The sequence below is a fragment of the Acidovorax sp. GW460-11-11-14-LB4 genome (assembly GCF_059423685.1).
Window position 1 is genome coordinate 40,427 of sequence record NZ_JBWKYJ010000020.1, and the last position, 23,010, is coordinate 63,436.

Here is a 23,010-nt window from a genome sequence, read left to right on the forward strand (position 1 = left end):
CAGGAACTACGGGCCCATGCCGAGGTCGCGACAACCATCATCAACAGTCACGTGTTACGGATGGGCGGTGGCGTGCAGGCGTGGACTAGTTATCCAGCACCTAGGTGCAGCAAAGCAGACGCAGGCGAACGTCCGCAACCAGCCTAAAACTGCCAGACACTCCACCCAAAAAATCTGCCTATTCCCGCCCACGGAAGCTCAGCACCTTGCGCCCGGCATCAATCACATCACTACTAATTTGATAGCTATAAGCGCTTGATAGACAGGCGGTAGAGCCCAATTTTCTTCAAATTTCAGCACACCGCATCACCGAAACCACGCACGAACCCATCTCGCCGGTGCCCAAGGCGCGCTGCCACTGAAACAGACAACACACCGCCACGCCAGCAAAAGCCAGTGCGGCGGCGCGTCGAGCACAACGCTTGCCCTCTTCAGCAGCGGCTTACTTCACCGCAAACCGCACATTCGCCGCCTTCTTACCCGGCAGCGTCACCAGCGCCACCACCTTGGTGCCTGCTGCGACCTTGAAGATGCCTTTGGTTTCGAGCCTGCCCTCGCCTGCCGGTACAAGCACAGCCTCGGATTTTTCGGTGCCGTTGAGCAGGGTGAGCTTGGCGCTCACGCCCTCGGTCTTGGCGGGTTTGCCGTGGTCGCGCAGGTGCAGGGTCAGGGTGTCGGGCTTGGCGACGAGTTCGTAGTCCATGTCGTTGGCTTCGGCCACGATGCCGCCGTGTTGGGGCTTGTGGTCGTGGCCTGCGCCGTGGTCGCCTGCGGCGTGGGCGGCGGTGGTGGCCACAGCGGCGAGGGCCAGGGCGGCGAAAAATTGGCGGGTGGTTTTCATGAGAGTCCTTTCAGGGGGTGGAAAAAAATGGGGCCGTTCAGGCTGAACGGATCGGAGCACCGTGCAGGGCTTCGACAGGCTCAGCCCGAACGGGTTGGATGGGGACGGAAAGAGCACAAAAAAGCGCATACAAAGCTCAGAACGCCTCGGCGTTCTTGTCGTCAAGCAGGCGTTCGGCATCCTTGCGGCCAAACAGCCAGAACAGGGCCGGGGTGAGGAAGGTGTCGAGCAGCGTGGAGCTGATGAGGCCACTGAAGATGACCACGGCCACGGGGTGCAGGATTTCGGTGCCGGGGCGCTCGGCCTCCAGCAGCAGCGGGGCCAGGGCAAAGGCGGTGACCAGGGCGGTCATCAGCACGGGGCTCAGGCGCTCCAGCGAGCCGCGCACGATCATCGCGGTGTCAAAGCGCTCACCCTCCACGCGCATCAGGTTGAGGTAGTGGCTCACCTTCAAAATGCCGTTGCGCACCGAGATGCCCGCCAGCGTGATAAAGCCGATCAGCGCCGCCACCGACAGCGGCTGGCCCGACACCCACAGCCCCAGCACCGCACCCACCAGCGCCAACGGTATGTTGGCCATGATGAGGGCCGAGAGCGTGGCCGAGCGGTAGCGCGTGTACAGCACCACAAACATCAGCACCAGCGAGACGATGGCCAGCAGGCCCACCAGGCGGCTGGCTTCTTCCTGCGCCTGGAACTGGCCGCCCAGGGTGATGAAGTAGCCCTCGGGCAGGCGCGTTTCAGCCACGGCCTGGCGGATGTCGGCCACCACGTCGGACAGCGCCCTGCCCTGCGCGTTGGCCGACAGCACGATGCGGCGCTTGCCGTCGTCGCGGCTGATTTGGTTAGGGCCGTCGCCCTCTTCGATGGTGGCCAGGCGCGACAGGGGCACGGGGCCACGGGGCGTGTCGATCAGCACACGCGCCAGGCCGTCGATGGAGCGTGCGCTGTCGGGCAGGCGCACCACCAGCGCAAAGCGGCGGCTGCCTTCCACCACCTGGGCCACTTTCTCGCCCTCCACCAGCGTCTGCAGCGCTGCCAGCACCTGGGGCGCGGGCACGCCCATTTGGGCAGCGGCGGCGTAGTCCACGCGCACGGTGATCTGCGGCGCCAGCACCTGCTTTTCCACCTCCAGGTCGGCCAGGCCGGGGATGGCCGCCAGCCGTGCGCGCAGGGCTTCGGCCTGGCCGCGCAGGGTGTCCAGGTCGTCACCAAAGAGCTTGATGGCGATCTGCGAGCGCACGCCCGAGAGCATGTGGTCGATGCGGTGCGAGATGGGCTGGCCGATGGCGATGGCGGCAGGCAGGTGCGCGAGGCGGCTGCGGATGTCGGCCTGCACCTCGGCCATGCTGCGCTTGAGCTCGGCCGCAGGCAGCAGGCCCACGTCCAGCTCGCTCACGTGCACGCCTTCGGCATGTTCGTCCAGCTCGGCGCGGCCGCTGCGCCGGCCCACGTGCGTGACCTCGGGCACCTGGCGCACCAGCACCTCGGCCTGGCGGGCCAGCGCGCTCGATTCGGCCAGCGTCACACCGGGGTTGAGCCGCATGCCGATGAGCAGCGTGCCTTCGTTGAACGGCGGCAGAAAGGTGGTGGGGAAGAACGGCACCGCCGCTGCCGACAGCGCCACCGCCACCGCGCTCACGGCCAGGGCCATGCGCGGGCGCGCCAGCACGGCCGAGAGCCCGCTGCGGTAGTGCGCCTTGAGCCAGGCCACCACACGCGTGTCGCCATGGTCGAGGTTCTTCATGCGCGGCAGCAGATAGAAGGCCAGCACCGGCGTGACGGTGACCGACACCAGCAGCGATGCCAGCGTGGACACGATGAACGCAATGCCCAGCGGCACAAACAGCCGCCCCTCGATGCCCGGCAGTGCAAACAGCGGCAAGAACACCAGCACGATGATGGCCGTGGCGTAGAGGATGCCGGAGCGCACTTCCATGGACGCGAGCTTGACCACCTCGATGGGATGCAGGCGGTGGTTCGGGTGCTTGGCGCGGTCCATCTTCAGGCGGCGCAGCACGTTTTCCACATCCACCACCGCGTCGTCCACCAGGCCGCCAATGGCAATGGCCAGGCCGCCCAGCGTCATGGTGTTGATCGACAGGCCGAAGTACTTGAACACCAGCGCCGTGATGAAGATGGACACCGGGATGGCCGTGAGCGCAATCACCGTGGGCCTGAGCGTGCCGAGGAACACGAACAAAATCACCGCCACAAACACCGAGGCGCCCATGAGCTTGCCCTGCAGCGTGGTGACCGAGGCCTCGATGAAGCTTGCCTGGCGGAAGGTGACGCGCGGCGCCTCCATGCCTGCGGGCAGCGAGTTCTTCAGGTCCACCAGCGCGGTCTCGATGCTGCGCGTGAGCCCGATGGTGTCGGCCGTGGGCTGCTTCTGGATGCCGAGGATGACGGCGCCCTGCCCTTCAAAGCCCGCGTCGCCACGTTTGGTGGCGGCGGCAAAAGTGGCATCGGCCACCTGGCGCAGCAGCACGCTCTGGCCGTTTTTGGCGGTGAGGGCCAGGTTCTGCAGGTCTTCGAGCCGCGAGGTGCGGCCCAGGTGGCGGATGAGGTATTCGCGCCCGCCCAGCTCCAAGAACCCGCCCGAGGTGTTGGCCGCAAAGCCCTTGAGCGCGCCCGTGAGCTGCTCGTGCGTAATGCCCAGCGCCGCCATGCGCGCCGTGTCGGGCAGCACCTGGAACTGGCGCACCTCGCCACCGATGGGTATCACCTGCGCCACGCCGGGGATGGCCATGAGGCGCGGGCGCAGCACCCAGTCGGCGTACTCGCGCACGGCCATGGGCGTGGACTTGGCCGCGTCGATGGGTATGGCCACCTGCATGATCTCGCCCATGATGGAGCTGATGGGCCCCATGCGCGGCGTGATGCCGCTGGGCAGGCCCTCTTCCATGGACGACAGGCGTTCGGACACCATCTGGCGCGCGCGGTAGATCTCGGTGCTCCAGTCAAAGGTGACGTAGATGAACGACAGGCCCGCACTGGAGGTGGAGCGCACGCTCTCCACACCGGGCAGGCCGTTCATCGTGGTCTCCAGCGGGAAGGTGATGAGCTGCTCCACCTCTTCAGCGGCCATGCCGCCCGCCTCGGTCATGAGGGTGACGGTGGGTTTGTTGAGGTCAGGGAACACGTCCACCGGCGTGCGCGAGAGCGTGAAGGCGCCATAGGCCATAAGCACGGCGGCGGCGATGAGCACCAGCAGCCGGTTGACCAGGCTGTTTTCGAGAAGCCACTTGAACATAGCGACTCCTTAGCGGACCTGGTTGATGAGCGTGGCGCCCTGCGTGGCCACGCGGTCGCCGGGCTGCAGGCCCGAGGTGATGGCCACCGTGGTGCCATCGAGCGGCACCGCTGTGACCACACGCGGCGCAAAGCGCTCGGGCGACTCCTTGACCCAGACGATGGTCTGGTTGGCCGGGTTGCGCAGCAGCGCGGCGGCGGGCACCTGCACGCCATCGACCTTGTCGGTGGACTGCACGAACACGCGCACGGGCTGGCCCAAGGCAAGGGTGCCCAACGCGGCCGAGTCGCCCGCAAACTGCAGCGGCTGCGCCTGGTCGCGCAGGCTGCGCGCCGCGCCCACAAAGCGCAGCGGCACGCGCTGCCCGCCCACGGCCAGCGTGGCACCGGCCACGTTGTGCGCCTGGGCCGGGTCGTAGGCCAGGGCCTCGATGCGCAGGCGCGATGGGTCTACCACCTCAAACACCAGCTCCCGCGCATCCACCACCTGCCCGGCCACGGCATTGGCTGAGGCGATGACGCCCGACACCGGGGCCACCAGCGCATCGCGGGTGGCCAGGCCCGCGCCCACGGCGCCCAGGCGCTGGGTGAGGCTGTGCAGCTCGCTCTCGGCGGCCTCGATGTCCTTGCGCGGCACGGTGTCGGACAGCTCGGTCAAGCGTGCCACGCGCCGTGCAGCTAGGTCGCGGGCGGCGCGCAGCTCGGCCTGCTGGGCCAGTTGGTTGGATCGCTCGATAGCGCCCGCCGTGGGCACCACATAGGCCAGCACCTCGCCCTTGCGCACGGCCTGGCCCACGCCAGGCAGGCCCTTGGGCCCGGCCTCCAGCCGCCCGGCCAGCACGGCCTGCACCTTGCCGCCAGCGTTGGGGTCCATCACCACGGTGCCTGCCAGTTCAAAGGCCTTGGCGTGCTGCCCGGTGGCGGCCACCAGGGTGCGCACGCCCAGCTGGCGCTGCGCGGGCTTGGGCAGAAACACGCTGCCATCGGGCTGGCGGCTGGGGCCGTTGCCGGTGGGCGCGGGCGGCGCGTCGCCATGGTCGTGGCCGGGGCCTGCCAGGGCTGGCAGGGGGGCGCTGAGCGCGGCGGCCATCAGCAGGGCCAGCCAAGAGGGCATGGGGTGGAAGCGCTTCATGCTGCACCTCCCACGCGTTGGGTGTTGCCCATGCGGGCAGCACGGCCCCGGCGCAGTCCCCAAACGGCGACCAGCGCCAACAGCACGGCGGCCACGGCGCCCGCGATCAGCATAGTGCGGCGGGCCAGCCCTGCGGGTGCGTCATCGGTGTGGGCGGCGGGCTGCAAGTCGATCTCGCCTGCGAGCAGGTCGGTGTCACTGCCTGCGGCCACGGTGGCGGTGACAGGGCTCACACCCTCGGCCAGCGGGGCGGCCAGGGTGGCCTGGAACTCGCCCTCAGCCACGCGGGTGACGGGCACGCTGGTGCCCGCAATGTCCAGCTCCAGCCGGGCGTCTTTCACGGGGCTGTTGTCGCCCGCGTGGTCCAGGTAGAGCGCGATTTTTTGCCCGTCGAGCACGCCCACGAGTTCAAACAGGTCCGAGGTGGCGGCAAAGCGCGGCAGGGCCGTGCCCGTTGCGGCGGCGGGGGCTTCGCCATGGTCGTGGCCATCACCGGCCAGCGCTGTCGGCGGTAGCAAACCCAGCAGCAGGGCCAGGCCCAGTGTGGAGAAAGTGGAAGAGAGTGTCATGGTTGTCTTGAAGAATTTGTCGGAATTCACAGCGAGTTCATTGCGGCAGCAGGCCCAGGGCCTGGCGCAGATGGGAGATGGCGGCGGCCGCATCGATGCGGGCGCGGGCCAACTGGCGTTCGGCCTGGGCGGCCTCCAGCTCCACACGCAGGCGCGTGGGGCCGTCGGCTTCGCCCAATCGGAAGGCCTTGTCGATAAAGCCGCGTGTGCCCTGCGCCAGCGCCGCGTGGCGCGCAAAGGCGTCGCGCTGGGCCTGCGTGGCCTTCACGCGGGCCAGGGCGGCGACGATGTCGGCGGCCAGGCGCCTCTGCTCCACGGCAGCACGCGCCTCGGCATCGATGGCATCGGCGCGTGCTGTAGCCTGCTTCGCCTGCGCACGGTCGCCCCCGCCCAGGGGTATGCGCAGGCCCACGGTGAAGGTCTGTTGGTAGCGGTCGCCCGCCTGCTCGCGGCCGCGCGTGGCGGCCAGCGTCAGTTCGGGGTTGGCGCGGGTTTGCACGGCAGCCAGGTCGGCAGCGCGGCGGGCTACCTCGGCCTGGTCCTGCCAGTCGGCCGCCGCAGGGTGCTGGGTAGCGGCTGCCGTGGCATCGGGCACCGGGGGCTCGGGCTCCGCCCCGTCCGCCAGCGCCAGGGTGGGCGCGGCCTGCACGCCCCAGGCAACCAGTGCGGCCTGCGCTGCGTCCCGTGCGCCCTGGGCCTCGGCCATGGCAGCTTCGGCCTGGGCCACGGCGCCGTCGGCCTGGGCCTGGTCGGCGCGCGACAAGTCTCCCGCGCGCACGCGGCGCGCCACGTCGGCGGCCAGGCGCTGGGCGTTCAGCAGCCGGCCTTGAGCCAGTGCCTGATCGGCCTGCGCGCCCTGCGCGGCCCACCACGCTTCGCGCACGGTGGCGGCCAGTTGCAGCTGCGCGGCGCGCTGACGGCTGTTAAGCGCCTGCACTTCGGCATCGGCCAGCGCGGCCTTGCGGGCGCGCTCGCCGGGCAGCCACAGTGGCAGGGCCAGGCCCACTTCTGCTTCGCGGCTGCCCTGGTTGCTACCGGGGCGGTCGGTTTTGGTGGACAGCTCCAGTGCCACGGGCTCGGCCGTCCAGGCCGTTGCGGCGCTGCGTGTGGCCTGCGCAGCCTCGCGCCGCAAAGCTGCAGACTGCGCTTCGGGCTGGCGTTGCCAGGCCTGCTCGAACAGGGCCTGGAGCGTGAGCGGCGCTGTGCCGGGGTTGGGGGTCTGGGCCTGTGCGGCAGTGCCCAGAAGTGCCAAGCCCAGCGCCATAGCCGCTACGGCGGCGGCGGCGGCGGCGGCGGCGGCGGGCGCATGGTGTCGTTGTTTCGTTGATTGCATCCGATTCCTCTGCAGTGGCCAGGAGCCACAGGTTGAAATCGGCGAGGCGCGATGGGAGGAAGAGCCGATCAGCAGCACACGCAGGCGTCAGCGCGCGCGTCGCGACTGCCTCAAAAGGCAGCTCTTCAACACCATCAACAAAATGGAAACGGGACAGCCCAGAGCCCCCGCCTCGCCGCTCAGGCGAGGAAGGGCCAATTGGGGCGTTCGGGGCGTGAAAGCGGCGCTGGCGGCCAGGTTGATGCAGCCTGGCCCGGCGGGCGTGCCGCAGTCACCACGAGGGCGTGGTCACCGGGACTGTGCGCGAGACCGCTGCCCGCGCCATGGCAGGCGTGACAGTCCATGTCCGCCGGGGTGGCACTGGACGTCTTGGCTGGATGGACAGGAGACTCATCGGCCACATGATCGTGCGCATGGTGGCCAAAGTGCGAGGCTTGCGGCGCCGTTTCATGCCCGCAATACGGCGAAGCAGCCGCCCAGATGGACTGGAGCGGCATGAACACCAACAAGAAGAGCAACAGCAATCGGCGCATGGGCAGCCGGATTCTAGGGAGGTTTGTAGAACCCCTACAAAAACAGCGGATCGCCCAGACCGGGTTGAAGGACTTTGCGTGGTTGAGTGGCAAAAGGCCCAAGGCCTGAATCCGCAGCTGGATTCACGCTTCGGGCCGCCCTGCCTGCAGGGACGAGGGCAGCATCCGCCCCCATCCCCTGCACGACATCAAGCAGCAACGGCCTCGGGCTGCGCTGCCTGCGCCTTGGCCCCTTCGGCCACCACGGGCATGCGGATCAGGTGGTCAAAGGCGCTCAGCGCTGCCTTGGAGCCATCGCCCGCTGCAATCACGATCTGCTTGAAAGGCACGGTGGTGCAATCGCCCGCCGCAAACACGCCGGGGATGTTGGTGCGACCGTGCGAATCGACAATGATTTCGCCGAAGCGCGACAGCTCCACCGTGCCCTTGAGCCATTCGGTATTGGGCACCAGGCCGATCTGCACGAACACGCCTTCAAGCGGCACCAGGTGCTCCACGTTGGTGGCGCGGTCCTTGTACTTGAGGCCGTTGACCTTGCCGTCGGCGCCGGTGATTTCGGTGGTCTGCGCGTTGGTGTGGATGGTCACGTTGGGCAGGCTCTTGAGCTTGTTGACCAGCACGGCGTCGGCCTTGAGCTGGTCGGCAAACTCGACGAGCGTGACGTGGGCCACGATGCCGGCCAGATCGATGGCAGCCTCGACACCCGAGTTGCCGCCGCCGATGACCGCCGTGCGCTTGCCCTTGAACAGCGGTCCGTCGCAGTGCGGGCAGTAGGCCACGCCCTTGTTCTTGTACTCGGCTTCGCCGGGCACGTTGACATTGCGCCAGCGGGCGCCGGTGGACAGGATCACCGTCTTGGCCTTGAGCGAGCCGCCGTTGGCCAGCTGCACTTCGATCAAACCACCGGGCTGCGCGGCGGGGATGAGCTTGTCGGCGCGCTGCAGGTTCATGATGTCCACACCATAGGCGCGGGTGTGGGCTTCGAGCGCGGCAGCGAACTTGGGGCCGTCGGTTTCGAGCACCGAGATGTAGTTCTCGATGGCCAGCGTGTCATTCACCTGGCCGCCAAAACGCTCGGCCGCCACGCCGGTGCGGATGCCCTTGCGGGCGGCATACACGGCGGCCGCCGCGCCAGCGGGGCCACCGCCGACGATCAGCACGTCATACGGATCCTTGGCGCTCAGCTTGGCGGCTTCGCGGGCGGCAGAGCCGGTGTCGAGCTTGGCGACGATCTCTTCGATGGTCATGCGGCCCGAGCCGAACACCTGGCCGTTCAGGAACACCATGGGCACGGCCATGATTTCGCGGTCGTTCACTTCCTTCTGGAAGGCGCCGCCTTCGATCACAGTGGTCTTGACCTTGGGGTTGACGATGGCCATGAGCGACAGCGCCTGCACCACGTCCGGGCAGTTGTGGCAGGTCAGGCTCATGTAGACCTCGAAGTTGAAGTCTCCATCCAGCGCCTTGATGGAGTCGATCACATCCTGCTCGACCTTGGGTGGGTGGCCACCCGTCCACAACAGGGCCAGCACCAGCGAGGTGAATTCATGGCCCAAGGGCAGGCCGGCAAAGCGCAGGCTGTTGGTGGCGCCCACGCGCTGCAGGCTGAAGGATGGCTTGCGTGCATCGTTGCCGTCGGTGCGCAGGGTGATCTTGTCGCTGCGCAGCGATTGGATGGTCGTCAGCAGCTCGCGCATGTCGCGCGCCGTCTCGCTGTCGTCCAGGGAAGCCACCAGCTCAAACGGCTGCTGCACGCGCTCCAGGTAGGCGGCGAGTTGGGTCTTGAGTTGTTCGTCGAGCATGGTGGTGTCCTTTGAAATTCGAGTTGTGGTGTCTGGGAGGGTGACGCCAAAAAGGCTGCAGTTCAAGCCTGCTTGTCAACGTCCGGGCGTAAAAAAGCCGGACGGCATGGCGCGATGGCGCCATGACGCTGTCCGGCTTTGGAGGAGCCGTGGATTAGATCTTGCCAACCAGGTCCAGCGAAGGCGTCAGCGTCTTGGCGCCTTCCTTCCACTTGGCGGGGCAGACTTGGCCAGGGTTGGCGGCGGTGAACTGGGCAGCCTTGAGCTTGCGCAGGGTTTCCGACACGTCGCGGGCGATTTCGTTGGAGTGGATTTCCAGGGTCTTGATCACACCATCGGGGTTGATCACGAACGTGCCGCGCAGTGCCAAGCCCTCTTCAGGAATGTGCACGCCGAAAGCGTTGGTCAGCTGGTGCGTTGGGTCGCCGACCAGGGGGAACTTGGCCTTGCCCACGGCGTCGGACGTTTCGTGCCACACCTTGTGCGAGAAGTGGGTGTCGGTGGTCACGATGTAAACCTCGGCACCGGCCTTTTGGAATTCAGCGTAGTTGTCGGCAGCGTCTTCGATTTCGGTGGGGCAGTTGAAGGTGAAGGCTGCAGGCATGAAGATCAGCACGGACCACTTGCCCTTGAGGGACTGCTCGGTCACTTCGATGAATTCACCCTTGCCGCCACGGTTGACAAAAGCGGTGGTCTTGAAGGGCTGAACTTGCGTATTGATCAGGGACATTGCTGTTTCCTTTGTGGTTGGTTGCTGAACAGGACTGAAGTTTAGGCATTTCCAAGTCATCAATCCAATTAATTGATTACATCGAATCAATTGCCAATTACTATACAACGCCCTGTGCGACCTCCCGATGACAACCCTGGTGCGCCGCGGGGCACACAGGATGTGAACGCGAACGCCTCTCAGCATCACACGCAGCCCGCGCCACAGCAGGGGCTTGCCTTGCGCTCCAAGATATTGGTCAAAGACGGCTATCGCGCTTTAACGAATAGCGCCGAAAGCTCACTAATTCATAGCAAAGGCCTGATTCACAAGCTCCAAACACTGCTGATTTGCTCCGTGAAGAGCTCTAGACCCCGCCAGTGGTGACGATTGCCACGCTTTGCCTGCGCAACACCGTGCGCCTGCACCTGCTGATGCCGCTGGATGCGGGTGTGGGCTGCCCTGCTATAGCTTTCGCTCGTACGGGAGCGGCGCGGTAGTGCGGGTGACGAACGCGTAGAGCCACAGGATTCAGCGCTGCGCGAACGCCGCGCGTTGGAGCCGGACCCACCGATTAGTTGTGACTGGCAAGCCCACCAATCGCCTTGTTCACATCCACGCTCAGGATGCGCGGGTCCCGTTGAGCAAACAGCTTTTCAAGCTGTGGCCTGGTGATAAAAAGGTACACCAGCCCCATGTGCGCATCGACCTCTGAAAGCACGGGCAACGCCTCCACACCGGCAGCTTTGAGAATCTCGTCCAACGCGCGGGTGTTGGCATCCATCTGGTAGCGGCGCGCCTTGGGGCTTTGGTGAGGCAAGTGTGTGTAAGTCACGCCACCTCGCAGAAGGATATGGATTTCCGCACGGCCTTCACGCGCCGCAACGCGCAGCGCGTCCTCATGCCAGATGGCCGACGGCTCGCGCACAAAACCACGCGGCCGCACCGCCCGCACATGCACGCTTTCCACCAATCCAAAAAACGCCACCCGATCAATTTTGGCCTGCACCACAGGCGCGAGCTGGGGGTTCTGCCTGCGGTCGATACCCTTGATGTGCTGCGCAAACGGCTCGGTAAGCAGGCGGTCCAGCACTTCGTTCACTTCCGAGGGGCCGTCAAAGCGGGTGCTGCCGTCGGGCAGCAGGGTATACGGCGGCTCTTCGGTGGCCAGTACCAAGTCCACCTCTACGGTGGGTGAGGCGACGAGCGCATCGTCGATCGCTTCGAAGCTGCCATCACCGGCACGTTCACGCCCCCAGCTCCGGCCCGTTGGATCAATGGAAAACTTTTCGGCCAATGCGGTGCGTGAAAGCATGGCGATGCCCGCCGAGTCGGTATAAAACCCAATCCACCCCAATCCGTTGTTCCTGCGGCCAGTGGGAAAAGCGGAATCGCCCAATTCCGCATACAGCCGATCGGCCAAGGCCTGCAGCCGCAATGTCTGTTCTTCTGACCGCGTGCGCCAGGCGCTGCGATCGAGGGTCACCATGACCCGCACCCAGCCGGTACGCTGAACTTGCTGTTGAAGCATTGCAAGTTCATAGGGATGAATCTCCGCCGCAGTGGCTTGGAAAGCCACTGCGGCCAGGGCCGCCAACAGGCTTGCGGCGCGCCCCCGGATGCGTGCCATGCCAACCGAAGGGAAATAGGGGAAATGGATTGGTGGTGCCATGTTGTGCTCCCGAATTGCGCCGCTTGCTCAGTGCCACATATGTCGAACGGTGTGGCGTCTTGCAAATGAGCCACGTTTGCACTGGTGCAACAACCATTTTTTGACCATTGAGTGCGCATACACAGGCGGCACCATGCTTCTTCCTGAACGCGAACACCTCTCAACATCAAACGCAGCCATTGCGTAACCGCAGGGGTTTACCTTGCGTGGGTTGATGCAGGTCACGACAATGCGTGTCGCATCAATTCACAAACCAGAACAAGGAGTCCCCATGAAAGGTGACGCACAGGTCATTGGCCATCTGCAGGCCCAGCTCAAGAACGAACTCACCGCCATCAACCAGTACTTCCTGCACTACCGCATGCTCAAGCACTGGGGCTTCGACAAGCTGGCGAAGAAGGAGTATTCGGAATCCATCGGCGAGATGAAGCATGCCGACTGGCTCATGGACCGCATCTTCACGCTGGACGGCCTGCCCAACCTGCAGGACCTGGCCAAGATTCAGGTCGGCGAAGACGTGCCAGAGATCCTGGCCTGCGACCTGCGCGCCGAACAAGGCGCCCAAGCCACCATCAAGGATGGGATCGCCCACTGCGAAAGCGTGCGTGACTATGTATCGCGCGACCTGCTGCAAAAGATCCTGGACGACACCGAGGAGCACATCGACTTCCTCGAAACCCAGATTGATCTGATCGGCAAAGTGGGTCTGCAGAATTACCTGCAGTCGCAGATGGGCGATGTGGAGTAAGGCCACGGATCGCCAGATCGGTCCACGAAAGCGGGCAGAAAAATCAAAACGGGCTTCGGCCCGTTTTTTTGTGCCTGCGCGCTGCAGCTTGGAAAATATTTCTCCCCGATAGCAATGCCCCCTGCGATCACGGGTTGTTGCAAGTGCACATCAACGGAAGAAAATTCCCGCAACACAAATGCGAATGCTTCTCAACAAAAGTAGAATGTCAGCCTACCACCAGCGGCCGGGTTCAGTGACACCCTGATTCCCGAGCCCGCCAGCAAGCCAGTCAGCCCGGCTCCAGCCGCCCGTTGCAGCCAGCGTTTGTGCGTTTTGTACCCACACACCTGTCTGGAGCTCTTTGCTGATGCCGCACCGTACGACCCGCCCCTGCCTTGCGGGGCCCTTGCCCACATACACCCCCGGGTCTCCCCGGGCCCTGCCATGAAGGCCACCCGCGTCAATGGACGCTACCGGCTGGCCATCACCTCCCGCGCCGTGGCGGCGATAGGGGGCGGCTACGCACTGGCGGCAGGCTTCTCGGCGGCGCTGTCGCTCCTGCTAGCGCAATGCATGCCCCGCGTGGAGGCTGTGCTCACGGCCACCATGCTCTCGTGGGTGGTGTATGCCACCGCCGCTGGCTGGGCTTTTTACACACGCACCGCCTGGGGCGCCTGGGGTGGCACGCTGCTGCCCGCACTGGTGCTGGGCGCCTGCGCCGCGGCACCGCATTGGATGAAGGCCGCGGCATGACCAGCGGCACACTCCTCTCCCGTCCACCGGCAGAACGTGCCCCCGCAGCCACCGTGGCCAACACTGCGTCTGAAGCAGCACGCTCAACCAAGAAGCCCAAGGCGCCCAACGACCGCGAAGGATTCCGCCAGGCCATGTCTTGGCTGCACACCTGGGCCGGATTGATCCTGGGCTGGCTGCTATTTGCAATCTTCCTGACCGGCACGCTGTCGTTCTTCAAGAACGAGTTCAACCTGTGGATGCGCCCCGAGATGCATGGGCTGCAGCCGGTGGATGCCACCGATCCGCAGGTGGCGCAAAAGGCCCTGGACGCGCTGGTACTCAGGGTGCCCAACGTCACGCAGTGGATCATGCACCTGCCCGACGACCGCGACCCTGCCGTCAACATCCTGTGGCGCGACACGGGCAATGGCCGCTTCGAGACGCTGCGCATGAACCCGCAGACCGGCGAGGCCATCGACGCGCGCCAGACCATGGGCGGCGACTTCTTCTACCGCTTCCACTTCGAGCTGCGTACCGCGCAAAAGGGCCGCTGGACTATCCAAGGCCGCTGGGTGGTGGGCGTGGCCACGATGCTGATGTTTGTGGCGCTGATCACTGGCGTGATCACACACCGCCGCATCTTCAAGGACTTCTTCACCTTCCGCCCTACCAAGGGCGGGCAGCGTGCCTGGCTGGATGCGCACAACATCAGCGGCGTGCTGGTGCTGCCGTTCTATCTGATGATCACCTTCAGCGGGCTGATGATCTTCCACACGCTGTACATGCCTGCGGGCATTGCCGCCAACTACAAGAACGAGAAAGGCGTGGACTCCAACGCGTACTTTGCCGACCTGCAGGGCGAGAAGCCCGAAAGCCGTCCCCGCCGGGGTGCGGGCGACAAGGTGGAACCCCTGCCCGCCATCAACCTGCAGCCCATCATCGACGCGGCCACCACCCGCTGGCAGGGCGGGCGCATCGGCAGCGTGCAGGCGCGCCGCGATGCCAACGGCCGGGCCGTGGTGGAGGTAACGCGCCACGAAGGCGACCGCCTGCAGTACCGCCCACCGCGCCTGCTGTTTGATGCCACCACCGGCCAATGGCTGGACCAGGCCGATGCCACCGGCCCCGCCGTCAAGACCTATGGTGTGCTGTATGGCCTGCACATGGCGCGGTTTGCCGATGTGGGCCTGCGTTGGGCGCTGTTCGGTTTTGGGGTGCTGGGCAGCCTGATGATTGCCACGGGCATGGTGCTGTGGTCGGTCAAGCGCAGCCTCAAGTCGCAGACACAGGCCAGCCGCCAAGGGGCGGCCAAAACGACCAGTAACATAACCAGCACCGCGCCCGCTGCGCACCCCAGAGCGCCGTTTGGCGAGCGCCTGGTGGCTGGCATCAACATCGCGACGCTGGCCGGGCTGCCGCTGGCGTGTGGCGTGTACCTGGCCGCCAACCGCCTGATCCCTGTGGGCATCGAGGGCCGAGCGGATGCAGAGCTGGCCTGGTTCTTCAGCGCCTGGGGCATCACGCTGCTGTGGGCGCTGGCCTGCGCGGTGGTGCGCCCGCACCGCCTGGGCTGGACGGTGCCGCTGGCCGCTGCGGGCCTGGTGTGGGTCGCGCTGCCGCTGATCAACGCGCTGACCACACACACCCACCTGGGCGTGAGCCTGCCCGCGCGCGAATGGGTGTGGGCCAGCATGGACCTGTCGTTTTTGGCCACCGGGCTGCTGCTGGGCTGGCTGGCGTGGCGTGTGCGCCCTGGTCGCACGCCCCGGCGCGGTGCACCTGCACGGAGTGCGCGACCCGCGCGGCCCGCCCCGTCGGTGCCCGTGGCGCCCGCCGAAACCTCCACCTCGGGAGCCTGAGCCATGTCTGCCTTTCTTCTGTGCTTTGCCGCCTGGTCGGCCATTGCGCTGGGCATGGATCGCCACCACGAAGACGCCCTGGGCCAGGAAGGCGCCGCGCGCCGCCTGGTGGCGTTGCGCCGCTCGGGCTGGCTGCTGCTGGTGCTTTCGCTGTGGCTGGCAGCAGCGCACCCTCCGGGGGGCGTGCCTGCATCCCTGGGCGTAACGGCATGGACCGTGGCCCTGTCGGTGGCCGCCGTGGCGGTCACGGCCACCGTCACCTGGCAGCCCCGGCGCACGCCTGAACTGGCTGGCGCCGCCCTGCTGGCGGGCCTGCTGGCGCGGGCGCTGGGGTGGTGATGGCCAGGCTCCACGCTCCCGCAGCCTTGCGCTGAGCCCGCTCGGGCTCGATCTCGCTTTTCTGTTTTCACGGCCCCACCACATCCCAGACAGCCGGCCTTTGCGGCGCGCGCCAGGCCACGAGGTGCAAGGGCTTTTCGCCAACCGCGTTGCGCTCACTCCAAGGAAAACCATGCACGCTTACACACCAACCCCCTATCGCCTCCACCCGCTGGTGGCCGCCCTGCTTGCCACGCTGTGTGGCACGGCACTGGCGCAGACGACGGCGCCGCCCGCTGCAGTTGCGCAGACCACGCCGCAGACGCTGGGCGAGGTCACCGTGCAATCCAGCGCGGACGACGACGGCTATTCGCCCGCCGCCGCCAGCACGGCCACCAAGGGCAGCGCGCCGCTGCGCGATGTGCCCCAGGCCGTGAACGTTGTGCCCGCGCAGCTCCTGCGCGACCAGGGTGCGCGTTCCATGGAAGACGCGCTGCGCAACGTGCCCGGCGTGGCCATGAGCCACGGCGACGGCCAGCGCGACCAGGTGGTGATACGCGGCTTTACCGCCATCGCCGACCAGTTTGTGGATGGCGTGCGCGACGATGCGCTGTACTTCCGTGACCTGGCCGACATCGAGCGTATGGAAGTGCTCAAGGGCCCTGCCGCCGTGCTGTACGGGCGCGGATCGTCGGGTGGCCTGATCAACCGCGTGACCAAGAAGCCCAAGTTTGGCGAGACCTCGGGCGAGGCATCGCTGGGCCTGGGCAATTTCGACTACCGCCGCGCCACGGCCGACGTGAATGTGGGCATCAGCGACACCGCCGCCTTCCGCATCAACGCCGCCGTCGAAGACTCGGGCAGCTACCGCGACCAGCAGTTCGTCAAGCGCCACAATTTCGCGCCGTCGCTCGCGCTCAAGCTCGCGGCGCAGACCGACCTGCTGCTGCAGTACACCAACGCGCGCGACAAGCGCCTGACGGACTTCGGCATTCCCGCACTCAATGGCCGCCCCGTCAACGTGCCCACGAGCACCTACTACGGCTCCAGCAACGCCGCGCAGGACGACACCACCACCAGCACCATGCAGTCGTTCGCGGCCACGCTGAACCACCGCTTCAACGACGACTGGTCGGTGCGCAACGTCACGCGCCTGTACGACTACACGCTGGACCGTTACAACACCTTACCCGGCGGCACCACCGACCCGGTGAACCTGACGGTGGGCCGCACGCGCTCGTTCATCCTGCGCGATGAAAAAGGCTTCTTCAACCAGACCGACGTCACCTGGCGCAACCAGCTCGGCGGCTTGAAGCAGGAGTGGCTGATGGGTGTGGAACTGGGCCAGCAAAAGAAACGCTCCGAGTCCGTCACCGGTGGCGCAGACCGCGTGCCACTCCTCAACCCCGGCAACCGCCCTGCTCCCGCCATCCCAGCGGCCAACTACAACGCCGACAGCGCCATCCCCAGCCACACCACGCAAGACACGGCCGCGCTGTACTGGCAAAACCAGATCACGCTGGCGCCCCAATGGAAGGCGCTGGTGGGCGCCCGCTACGACGTCTTCGGGCAAGAGACCACGTTCGACCGCAAGCTCGCAACGCTCTCGCGCACCGACAAAAAGTTCAGCCCTCGCGCGGGCCTGGTGTGGCAGCCGAGCGATGTGGTGTCGTACTACGTGTCGTACAGCAAATCCTTCCAGCCCTCGGCCGAAGCGTTTGCGCTGGCCGCCAACAACACCGGCGCCGAACCAGAGATCACCGAGAACAAGGAAATCGGCGTCAAGCTCGACCTGCTGGACGGTCGCCTCAATGTCACCGGCGCGCTCTTCAACCTGGAGCGCACCAACATCAAGAACACCGACCCCGCCAACCCTGGACGCCAGATCAACGTGGGCACCCAGCGCACCAACGGCCTGGAGCTGACCGCCAACGGCCGCCTGCCCGGCCGCTGGGACGTGAGCACCGGCTACGCCTGGCTGGACGGCCGCATGACGAAGTCACTGGCCACCACCACATCCACACAGCTGCCCACCGCCGCCATCGCCGCCCAAGGCAAGGTGCCCGCACTCACGCCGCGCAACTCCGCCTTCCTGTGGGCCATGAAAGACCTGGGCCACGGCCTGCGCGTGGGCGGCGGCGTGAACTATGTGGGTGCGCGCTTCACCTCGCTGACCAATCTGGTCACCCTGCCCGGCTACACCACGCTGGACGCGGCCCTGCAGTACACGCTGGGCCAGTGGGATGTGGACGTGAACATCAAGAACCTGGCCAACCGCAAGTACTACGTGTCGGCCCACGGCAGCAACGACAACCTGATCCTGCCCGGCTCGCCGCGCGCTGTGCAGGTGACGCTGCGCACGCGGTTCTGACGCTGCGCCTGCAGGCGCAGCACGCAATTTGAAGAATTTTTGGCTGCTAGCGCTTGATGGATAAGCGCTAGAAGCTATCGATTTCATAGCAAATATCAAACACCGAGGAGGAGAAGCACTATGCAAATACACCCACTGGCCTTTGCCGCCCTGATGGTCGCCGTGGCAACGGCGCAAGCACAGACCAGCTCCAGTCCCACCACGGGCAACCCCACCACGGCAGCGCTGCCCGAAGTGAAGGTGACCGACGAGGCCAACAGCGCGGCGACCGAAGGCTCGGGCCAGTACACCGCCCGCGAAGTCAGCGTAGGCAAGCTCCAGCAGGCACCGCGCGAGACGCCACAGTCCCTCAGCGTGGTCACGCGCCAGCAGCTGGATGACCGCAACCTGACCAAGGTGGAAGACGCCATCAAGCTGAGCACCGGCATGACGGTCACGCGCTTTGATGGTGCGGGCAACTACAACACCTTCCAGGCGCGCGGGTTCGATCTGGGCTCCATCCAGCTCGATGGCGTTCCGATCCCCCAGGGCAACTACAGCACGCTCGACACGGCCATGTATGACCGCATCGAAGTGCTGCGCGGCCCGGCCGGCCTGCTGCAGGGCGCGAGCGAGCCCGGCGGCACCGTGAACCTGGTGCGCAAGCGCGCCCCGGCCAAGCTGGCCATTGGCGCCGATGCGGCGGTGGGCTCCTTCGGCCTGCGCCGGGGCACCGTAGACGTGGGCGGCGGCCTCAACGCCGAAGGCACGATCCGCGCGCGCGCCGTCGCGGTGGTGGAAGACAAAGACAGTTTTGTAGACACCCTGTTCAACAACAAGCGCCTGGGCTACGGCACGCTGGAATGGGACATCGCGCCCTCCACCACCGTGTCGGTGGGCGCGGCGCAGCAGCGCGTGCACGCCGCCATCGACCAGGGCCTGCCCACCTATGCCGATGGCCGCCTGGCCGACCTGCCCCGCAGTGCCTTTGCCGGCCTGCGTGCCAACCGCCAAGACCTGGAGACCACCGACGTTTTCGCAGAGCTGGAGCACCGGCTGGATGGGGGCGGCTTGGTGCGCCTGTCCGCGCGCGACATCGACCGCACGGCGTTCTACCGCTCGGCCCGCGCCAACAGTGCCCTGGCCGCTGACGGCAGCTTCACCATGGAAACCGTGGACGGCGACTTTCACGTGCGCACCCGCAACTACGACGCCTTCCTGGCCACACCGGTGCAGGTGGCAGGCCGCACCCACAAGCTGCTGGTGGGCGCGAGCCATAACGAGGGCAAGAGCTGGGACGGCAACTACGCCTACGGCCCCAGCGTACCGTTCAACCTGCTGCAGCCCCACTACGACCTGGCCTACCCAGACATCCGGCTACCGGGCTTCACCTCGATCGTCACGCGCCGCGAGAACGCGCTGTACGGGCAGGCGCAGATCGGCCTGACCGACACGGTCAAGCTGCTGGCAGGCGGGCGTCTGTCGTGGGCGGAGGTGGTGACGCGCAGCACCAGCACGGGCGCAGTCACCGCATCGGCAGACCCCGGCCGCCAGTTCGTGCCGTCGCTGGCTCTGATGTGGGACTTCCACCCGCAGTACACCGGCTACGCCAGCTATGCAGAGACCTTCGTGGTGCAAAGCCAGCTCAACGCGGCCAAGCAATTGCTTGCCCCACGCACAGGCAAGCAAGTGGAGCTGGGCGTGAAGGGTGAGTTTTTGCACAAGCGCCTGCAGGCCCATGCAGCGCTGTTTCGCATCATTGACGAGAACCGCGCCATCACCGACCCGGTGGTGGCAAACGCCTACATCGCCGGCGGCAAGGTGCGCGCACAAGGCTTCGAAACCGAGGTCAGCGGCCAGCCCCTGCCCGGCTGGGACATCGTGGCGGGCTACGCCTACAACGACACCCGCTACCTCCAGGCCCCCGTGGCGCAGCAGGGCCAGGTGTTCAGCCCCATCACGCCGCGCCACAGTGTGAACCTGTTCACCCGCTATGCCTTCACCAGCCCGGCGCTGCGCGGCTTCAGCGTGGGCGGCGGCATGACCTACCGCAGCGAGTTCTTTGCGCAAAGCGGTGCGTTGCGCATCAACGCACCGGGCTACGCAGTGTTCAACGCCCAGGTGGGCTACCAGATCAACGACCACCTGTCTCTGAACCTGTCGGTGGACAACCTGCTGGACAAGACCTACTACGAGAAGGTGTCAGGCATTTCGCGCCAGAACTTTTATGGCGAGCCCCGGCGTGTGACGGTGGCGCTCAAGGCGCGGTATTGAGGCGGGACGAGGGAAAAGACATAGGCATCGGTGAAGATGCCATGCACCTTGAGCCGATTCCGCGCGAGGCACTCTCGCACTGCGCCCGACCGCTCGGCCAGGCTGAGACTGGGTGTGTTGTGCTGGGCCACGACGATTTCAACGCGGCTCAGCTTGAGCTCTGCAAAGGCGAACTGACTGAGTGCCTGAACGGCGGCGAGCGCTGCGCCTTGGCGCTGCCAGGACTGGCGGACCCAGTAGCCCAGGTTGCAGAAGCCGTTGACTAGGTTGAATTGATTGAGGCCGCAGCCGCCCACAAGGGTATTGGACCCGGCGTCGAAAATGCCGAACTCGTAGCTGGAACCGCGCTCCCACTCGGCCTCGCAATGCGCAAACCAGGACGCAGCATCGGCGGTTGAGTAATTGGGATGGGCCCAGGGCATCCACTTCCCGACGGTGGCAGTGGACTCCAGAACAGCCTCGACGAAGGAGGGGAGATCGGATTCAGCGAACGGACGGAGCTCGAAGCGACCGGAGGCAAGCATGGGGCAGGAACTGCAGAGGTTTAACGTCGAAGCTGACCGGAACGCAGCGCCTTGCGATAGCGTTTGAGGTTCTTCGCCTTGCGTCCCGTCGGAAACTGAGTTAACTCCATGCCGCAGCCAGCGACCGCCAGCGCCGCAATCAGGTCGGCCGGAAAATGGTCAGACTGTACGACCACATCGCGCATAGCGATCCCAAAGTCCAAAGTCGCGTGCTCCACGCCTGCGACTTCGCTCATGTTCTTCAAAATGCTTGAATGGGCACGGAGAAACTGGATTGCGTCGGCCTGCTGCTGCTCCAGGTCTTCAAACTCAGCGTCACTCACCACCAAGGTCAGCCCAGAAGTCACTGCAGGCCGACTATTCGGCCGGGAACTGCGCGGCACACCGCGCCGCCAAACGTTGCACGGTTCAACCGGACTCAGCGCGACGAGGCTTTCCACATCAGCCTCACGGCCCACAAAGTGAAGGATGCAACCCATACGATTTAAGGTTTGAGAAGAGCGCTGGCACTGGGGACTGAAAAATTTGGTGCCCAGCGATTGACTACACGGATTTCACAGGTCTTCCATCGTAAGAAGATGGTTGATGTGCGCAAAAAATACCCACGGCTACCCATCCACATCTTCGCCACGCACAGCAGCAATCTCGCCAAACTCGGACTGCAACGCATTGCGAATCAGCGCGGGATAAGCAAACCAGTAGTGCCGACGAACCGCATCACGAACGAACTCCGCTCCAAACATCTCACTGAAATGGCGCTGCTCCCACACGGCAAGCCGGCTGCGATCATCCGCCAACAACGACCTGCGGTGCCGGGTCATCAGGCGTTTGAGAGTACCTCGGTCTGCTATCCCAAACCTGCGTAGCTCTGGCAACAAGTCCTCGTACAGCACCATGTCCTCCACGTAGTCGTTTTTCGGCGGAAAGATGCCACTCATGACCTGTCGCACCAGTTCAGCGTTCAGCAACTGAAGCGATGCTCTCTTTCTTGCGGAAACGTGCTTTTTCATGGATTCGGCAACTTACTTTTCAGGATTGGATGAATCGGAGAGGGCGACGCGTGCTCGCGAAGCCTTGCACAACAAGCTGCGGGCTCCTTCGACGAACCCGCTCCGCATCATGGGGGCGTCCCGCCTTTCTTGTGCACCTTGAAACTTTCATCAAGGTAGACCGTAGAACTCGTCATGCCGTAGCCTTCGCAGACAAACCCGTTCAAAGGCAGCACGCCAGGCGCATCGGTGAGCCGGCCTCTCACTTCCTTGTACTTCTTTCCCACACGCCGTGAATGAATGGCGGCGTTGGTCAGGTAGTTGAGACTCACTCGGTAAGAGGAGTTGCTGGAATAGTCTTCGTCATCCTGTTGCTCGCCGATGTGTTCCAGGTCTTCGGTCTTGGCGTTGTAGCGGAACTGCAGCGTGAAGCCCGAGAACCGAGCGGCGTCTGCGTAGTAGACCGCCTGAACGAACAACGAATTGTTTTTGATGTCCAGGTTGTAGAACTTGCTGGGGTGGCAGAACTCGCCGGACACCGAGAGCACCTGATAGCTGCCATCTGCCCTTCCGGTCAGGACAAGCAACCGCTCCTCTCGCTGGCCTTCTCCTTTGTGCCTTGTCAGCAACAGGGCCAGGTCGGGAACGCCGTCGCCGTTCAAGTCGCCTTCTGCAGTGGTCCAGACAAAATCGGAATGCCGAAACTCGAGGGGTATTGCGAGCCGGGCCCTTTGCTCTGCGGATGTGTTTCCGTCTGCGGCATGTGCATTGCCCGTGCACAGCATGGCCAGAATAGCGGGCCCGAGCAAGGCAGCCCTGTGCAGCGCCCGACACAAGGCACCCATGCAAGCCGCAGATGCGTGCGCGGCAGGCTGAACGGCGCGGGATATCGTGGACACGGAACTCTCCTGAAAGCGGCTCGCAACCTGGTTTTGAAGTCGATGCACTGGTTTCAAACGCATGTGTGAATGCCTGCAAAACCAACGCGTTGTGGCGATGGGAATATAGCCTGCAGACTCAAACCACGCCCTGCATCCGCAGCCCCTGTGCGCAAAGCCATCCCTCCCACAAAGCGCCTGATGGGCAGCAGGCGGAGCCGATTTCGCAACACCCTTACCCCCACGTAGTCACGAATAAAAACAATTCCCATTTGCAATGTAAAATTAGGTTTCCGCAAGCCACAGCCCTCCCCCGGAGCCTTTTTTGAACAGGCCTCCCGGCTGCAGCCAGCACCCACCGTCTTCCGATGTTTCCGGGTTGTCTGGCTTGATGAACCACTTTTTCGCCTTTTCTGTTGCGACAGCGCGCTCCGTGCCGTGGGCGGCGCTAGCGGTGGTGCGACTGCCCGACTGCCCCTGCCAACCCACCCCCACGCCATGCTGAGC

The 23,010-nt window shown here is 65.3% G+C and carries 20 protein-coding genes; 7 read left to right on the top strand and 13 right to left on the bottom strand.

Going from position 1 to position 23,010, the window contains the following annotated elements:
• Positions 1–442: 442 nt before the first annotated feature.
• The 5 genes from AC07X4_RS10040 to AC07X4_RS10060 form a co-directional block, all read right to left on the bottom strand.
• Positions 443–841, bottom strand: a complete 399-nt coding sequence (locus AC07X4_RS10040; RefSeq protein ID WP_494739984.1) for a hypothetical protein — start codon at positions 839–841, stop codon at positions 443–445.
• A gap of 136 nt (positions 842–977) precedes the next feature.
• Complete coding sequence (locus AC07X4_RS10045; RefSeq protein WP_494739985.1) at positions 978–4,097, bottom strand: efflux RND transporter permease subunit; 3,120 nt, start codon at positions 4,095–4,097, stop codon at positions 978–980.
• Positions 4,098–4,106: 9 nt separating this feature from the next.
• Positions 4,107–5,228, bottom strand: coding sequence for an efflux RND transporter periplasmic adaptor subunit (locus AC07X4_RS10050; protein ID WP_494739986.1), 1,122 nt, complete (start codon positions 5,226–5,228; stop codon positions 4,107–4,109).
• Positions 5,225–5,797: a hypothetical protein gene (locus AC07X4_RS10055; RefSeq protein WP_494739987.1), complete on the bottom strand. Its 573-nt coding sequence runs from the start codon at positions 5,795–5,797 to the stop codon at positions 5,225–5,227. The genes AC07X4_RS10050 and AC07X4_RS10055 overlap by 4 nt, the downstream gene beginning before the upstream one ends.
• Before the next feature lie 37 nt (positions 5,798–5,834).
• The gene (locus tag AC07X4_RS10060) at positions 5,835–7,130 is read right to left on the bottom strand and encodes a TolC family protein (RefSeq protein WP_494739988.1); all 1,296 of its coding nucleotides are present in this window, start codon (positions 7,128–7,130) and stop codon (positions 5,835–5,837) included.
• Positions 7,131–7,625: 495 nt separating this feature from the next.
• Between AC07X4_RS10060 and AC07X4_RS10065 the strand changes: the two genes are divergently transcribed.
• Complete coding sequence (locus tag AC07X4_RS10065) at positions 7,626–7,772, top strand: hypothetical protein (RefSeq protein ID WP_494739989.1); 147 nt, start codon at positions 7,626–7,628, stop codon at positions 7,770–7,772.
• 79 nt (positions 7,773–7,851) lie between these two features.
• Here the strand turns inward: AC07X4_RS10065 and ahpF are convergent, their stop codons facing one another.
• From ahpF to AC07X4_RS10080, 3 genes are all read right to left on the bottom strand, one after another.
• Positions 7,852–9,465, bottom strand: coding sequence for an alkyl hydroperoxide reductase subunit F (gene ahpF, locus AC07X4_RS10070; RefSeq protein WP_494739990.1), 1,614 nt, complete (start codon positions 9,463–9,465; stop codon positions 7,852–7,854).
• Positions 9,466–9,619: 154 nt separating this feature from the next.
• A complete protein-coding gene (gene ahpC, locus AC07X4_RS10075; protein ID WP_015013373.1) occupies positions 9,620–10,195 on the bottom strand; it encodes an alkyl hydroperoxide reductase subunit C in 576 nt (191 codons plus the stop codon).
• A 553-nt stretch (positions 10,196–10,748) separates the two neighbouring features.
• Positions 10,749–11,846, bottom strand: a complete 1,098-nt coding sequence (locus AC07X4_RS10080) for a hypothetical protein (protein WP_494739991.1) — start codon at positions 11,844–11,846, stop codon at positions 10,749–10,751.
• A gap of 271 nt (positions 11,847–12,117) precedes the next feature.
• Between AC07X4_RS10080 and bfr the strand changes: the two genes are divergently transcribed.
• The 6 genes from bfr to AC07X4_RS10110 all read left to right on the top strand — a co-directional run bounded on the left by bfr (position 12,118) and on the right by AC07X4_RS10110 (position 20,112).
• Positions 12,118–12,594 carry a bacterioferritin gene (gene bfr, locus AC07X4_RS10085; protein WP_099729799.1) on the top strand — a complete coding sequence of 159 codons (477 nt, stop codon included), beginning with the start codon at positions 12,118–12,120 and terminating at the stop codon, positions 12,592–12,594.
• Between the two features lie 426 nt (positions 12,595–13,020).
• Positions 13,021–13,329: a DUF3649 domain-containing protein gene (locus AC07X4_RS10090; RefSeq protein ID WP_494739992.1), complete on the top strand. Its 309-nt coding sequence runs from the start codon at positions 13,021–13,023 to the stop codon at positions 13,327–13,329.
• On the top strand, positions 13,326–15,170 hold the full coding sequence (locus tag AC07X4_RS10095; protein WP_494739993.1) for a PepSY domain-containing protein: 1,845 nt from the start codon (positions 13,326–13,328) through the stop codon (positions 15,168–15,170). Before AC07X4_RS10090 ends, AC07X4_RS10095 begins: the two co-directional genes overlap by 4 nt.
• A gap of 3 nt (positions 15,171–15,173) precedes the next feature.
• On the top strand, positions 15,174–15,509 hold the full coding sequence (locus AC07X4_RS10100; RefSeq protein WP_306555691.1) for a DUF3325 domain-containing protein: 336 nt from the start codon (positions 15,174–15,176) through the stop codon (positions 15,507–15,509).
• A gap of 172 nt (positions 15,510–15,681) precedes the next feature.
• Positions 15,682–17,859, top strand: coding sequence for a TonB-dependent receptor (locus tag AC07X4_RS10105; protein ID WP_494739994.1), 2,178 nt, complete (start codon positions 15,682–15,684; stop codon positions 17,857–17,859).
• A 120-nt stretch (positions 17,860–17,979) separates the two neighbouring features.
• Entirely contained in the window at positions 17,980–20,112 is a 2,133-nt protein-coding gene (locus AC07X4_RS10110) for a TonB-dependent siderophore receptor (RefSeq protein WP_494739995.1), read from the top strand.
• On the opposite strand, the gene AC07X4_RS10115 is transcribed toward AC07X4_RS10110, so the two are convergent.
• From AC07X4_RS10115 to AC07X4_RS10135, 5 genes are all read right to left on the bottom strand, one after another.
• Positions 20,064–20,636: a GNAT family N-acetyltransferase gene (locus AC07X4_RS10115; RefSeq protein WP_228899533.1), complete on the bottom strand. Its 573-nt coding sequence runs from the start codon at positions 20,634–20,636 to the stop codon at positions 20,064–20,066. The genes AC07X4_RS10110 and AC07X4_RS10115 overlap by 49 nt on opposite strands.
• Before the next feature lie 20 nt (positions 20,637–20,656).
• Positions 20,657–21,115 (bottom strand): hypothetical protein, encoded by a 459-nt coding sequence (locus AC07X4_RS10120; protein ID WP_431149806.1) that lies wholly within the window; start codon positions 21,113–21,115, stop codon positions 20,657–20,659.
• Positions 21,116–21,244: 129 nt separating this feature from the next.
• Positions 21,245–21,646, bottom strand: a complete 402-nt coding sequence (locus AC07X4_RS10125; protein WP_494739996.1) for a hypothetical protein — start codon at positions 21,644–21,646, stop codon at positions 21,245–21,247.
• A 107-nt stretch (positions 21,647–21,753) separates the two neighbouring features.
• The gene (locus AC07X4_RS10130) at positions 21,754–22,524 is read right to left on the bottom strand and encodes a hypothetical protein (RefSeq protein ID WP_494739997.1); all 771 of its coding nucleotides are present in this window, start codon (positions 22,522–22,524) and stop codon (positions 21,754–21,756) included.
• Positions 22,525–22,788: 264 nt separating this feature from the next.
• A partial coding sequence (locus AC07X4_RS10135) for a hypothetical protein (protein WP_494739998.1) occupies positions 22,789–23,010 on the bottom strand: 222 nt, incomplete at its 5' end.

Bases quoted from the DNA above. Each gene is read 5' to 3' on its own strand.
- AC07X4_RS10040 (WP_494739984.1), bottom strand. From the start codon at position 841: ATGAAAACCACCCGCCAATTTTTCGCCGCCCTGGCCCTCGCCGCTGTG.
- AC07X4_RS10045 (WP_494739985.1), bottom strand. From the start codon at position 4,097: ATGTTCAAGTGGCTTCTCGAAAACAGCCTGGTCAACCGGCTGCTGGTG.
- AC07X4_RS10050 (WP_494739986.1), bottom strand. From the start codon at position 5,228: ATGAAGCGCTTCCACCCCATGCCCTCTTGGCTGGCCCTGCTGATGGCC.
- AC07X4_RS10055 (WP_494739987.1), bottom strand. From the start codon at position 5,797: ATGACACTCTCTTCCACTTTCTCCACACTGGGCCTGGCCCTGCTGCTG.
- AC07X4_RS10060 (WP_494739988.1), bottom strand. From the start codon at position 7,130: ATGCAATCAACGAAACAACGACACCATGCGCCCGCCGCCGCCGCCGCC.
- AC07X4_RS10065 (WP_494739989.1), top strand. From the start codon at position 7,626: ATGAACACCAACAAGAAGAGCAACAGCAATCGGCGCATGGGCAGCCGG.
- ahpF (WP_494739990.1), bottom strand. From the start codon at position 9,465: ATGCTCGACGAACAACTCAAGACCCAACTCGCCGCCTACCTGGAGCGC.
- ahpC (WP_015013373.1), bottom strand. From the start codon at position 10,195: ATGTCCCTGATCAATACGCAAGTTCAGCCCTTCAAGACCACCGCTTTT.
- AC07X4_RS10080 (WP_494739991.1), bottom strand. From the start codon at position 11,846: ATGGCACCACCAATCCATTTCCCCTATTTCCCTTCGGTTGGCATGGCA.
- bfr (WP_099729799.1), top strand. From the start codon at position 12,118: ATGAAAGGTGACGCACAGGTCATTGGCCATCTGCAGGCCCAGCTCAAG.
- AC07X4_RS10090 (WP_494739992.1), top strand. From the start codon at position 13,021: ATGAAGGCCACCCGCGTCAATGGACGCTACCGGCTGGCCATCACCTCC.
- AC07X4_RS10095 (WP_494739993.1), top strand. From the start codon at position 13,326: ATGACCAGCGGCACACTCCTCTCCCGTCCACCGGCAGAACGTGCCCCC.
- AC07X4_RS10100 (WP_306555691.1), top strand. From the start codon at position 15,174: ATGTCTGCCTTTCTTCTGTGCTTTGCCGCCTGGTCGGCCATTGCGCTG.
- AC07X4_RS10105 (WP_494739994.1), top strand. From the start codon at position 15,682: ATGCACGCTTACACACCAACCCCCTATCGCCTCCACCCGCTGGTGGCC.
- AC07X4_RS10110 (WP_494739995.1), top strand. From the start codon at position 17,980: ATGCAAATACACCCACTGGCCTTTGCCGCCCTGATGGTCGCCGTGGCA.
- AC07X4_RS10115 (WP_228899533.1), bottom strand. From the start codon at position 20,636: ATGCTTGCCTCCGGTCGCTTCGAGCTCCGTCCGTTCGCTGAATCCGAT.
- AC07X4_RS10120 (WP_431149806.1), bottom strand. From the start codon at position 21,115: ATGGGTTGCATCCTTCACTTTGTGGGCCGTGAGGCTGATGTGGAAAGC.
- AC07X4_RS10125 (WP_494739996.1), bottom strand. From the start codon at position 21,646: ATGAAAAAGCACGTTTCCGCAAGAAAGAGAGCATCGCTTCAGTTGCTG.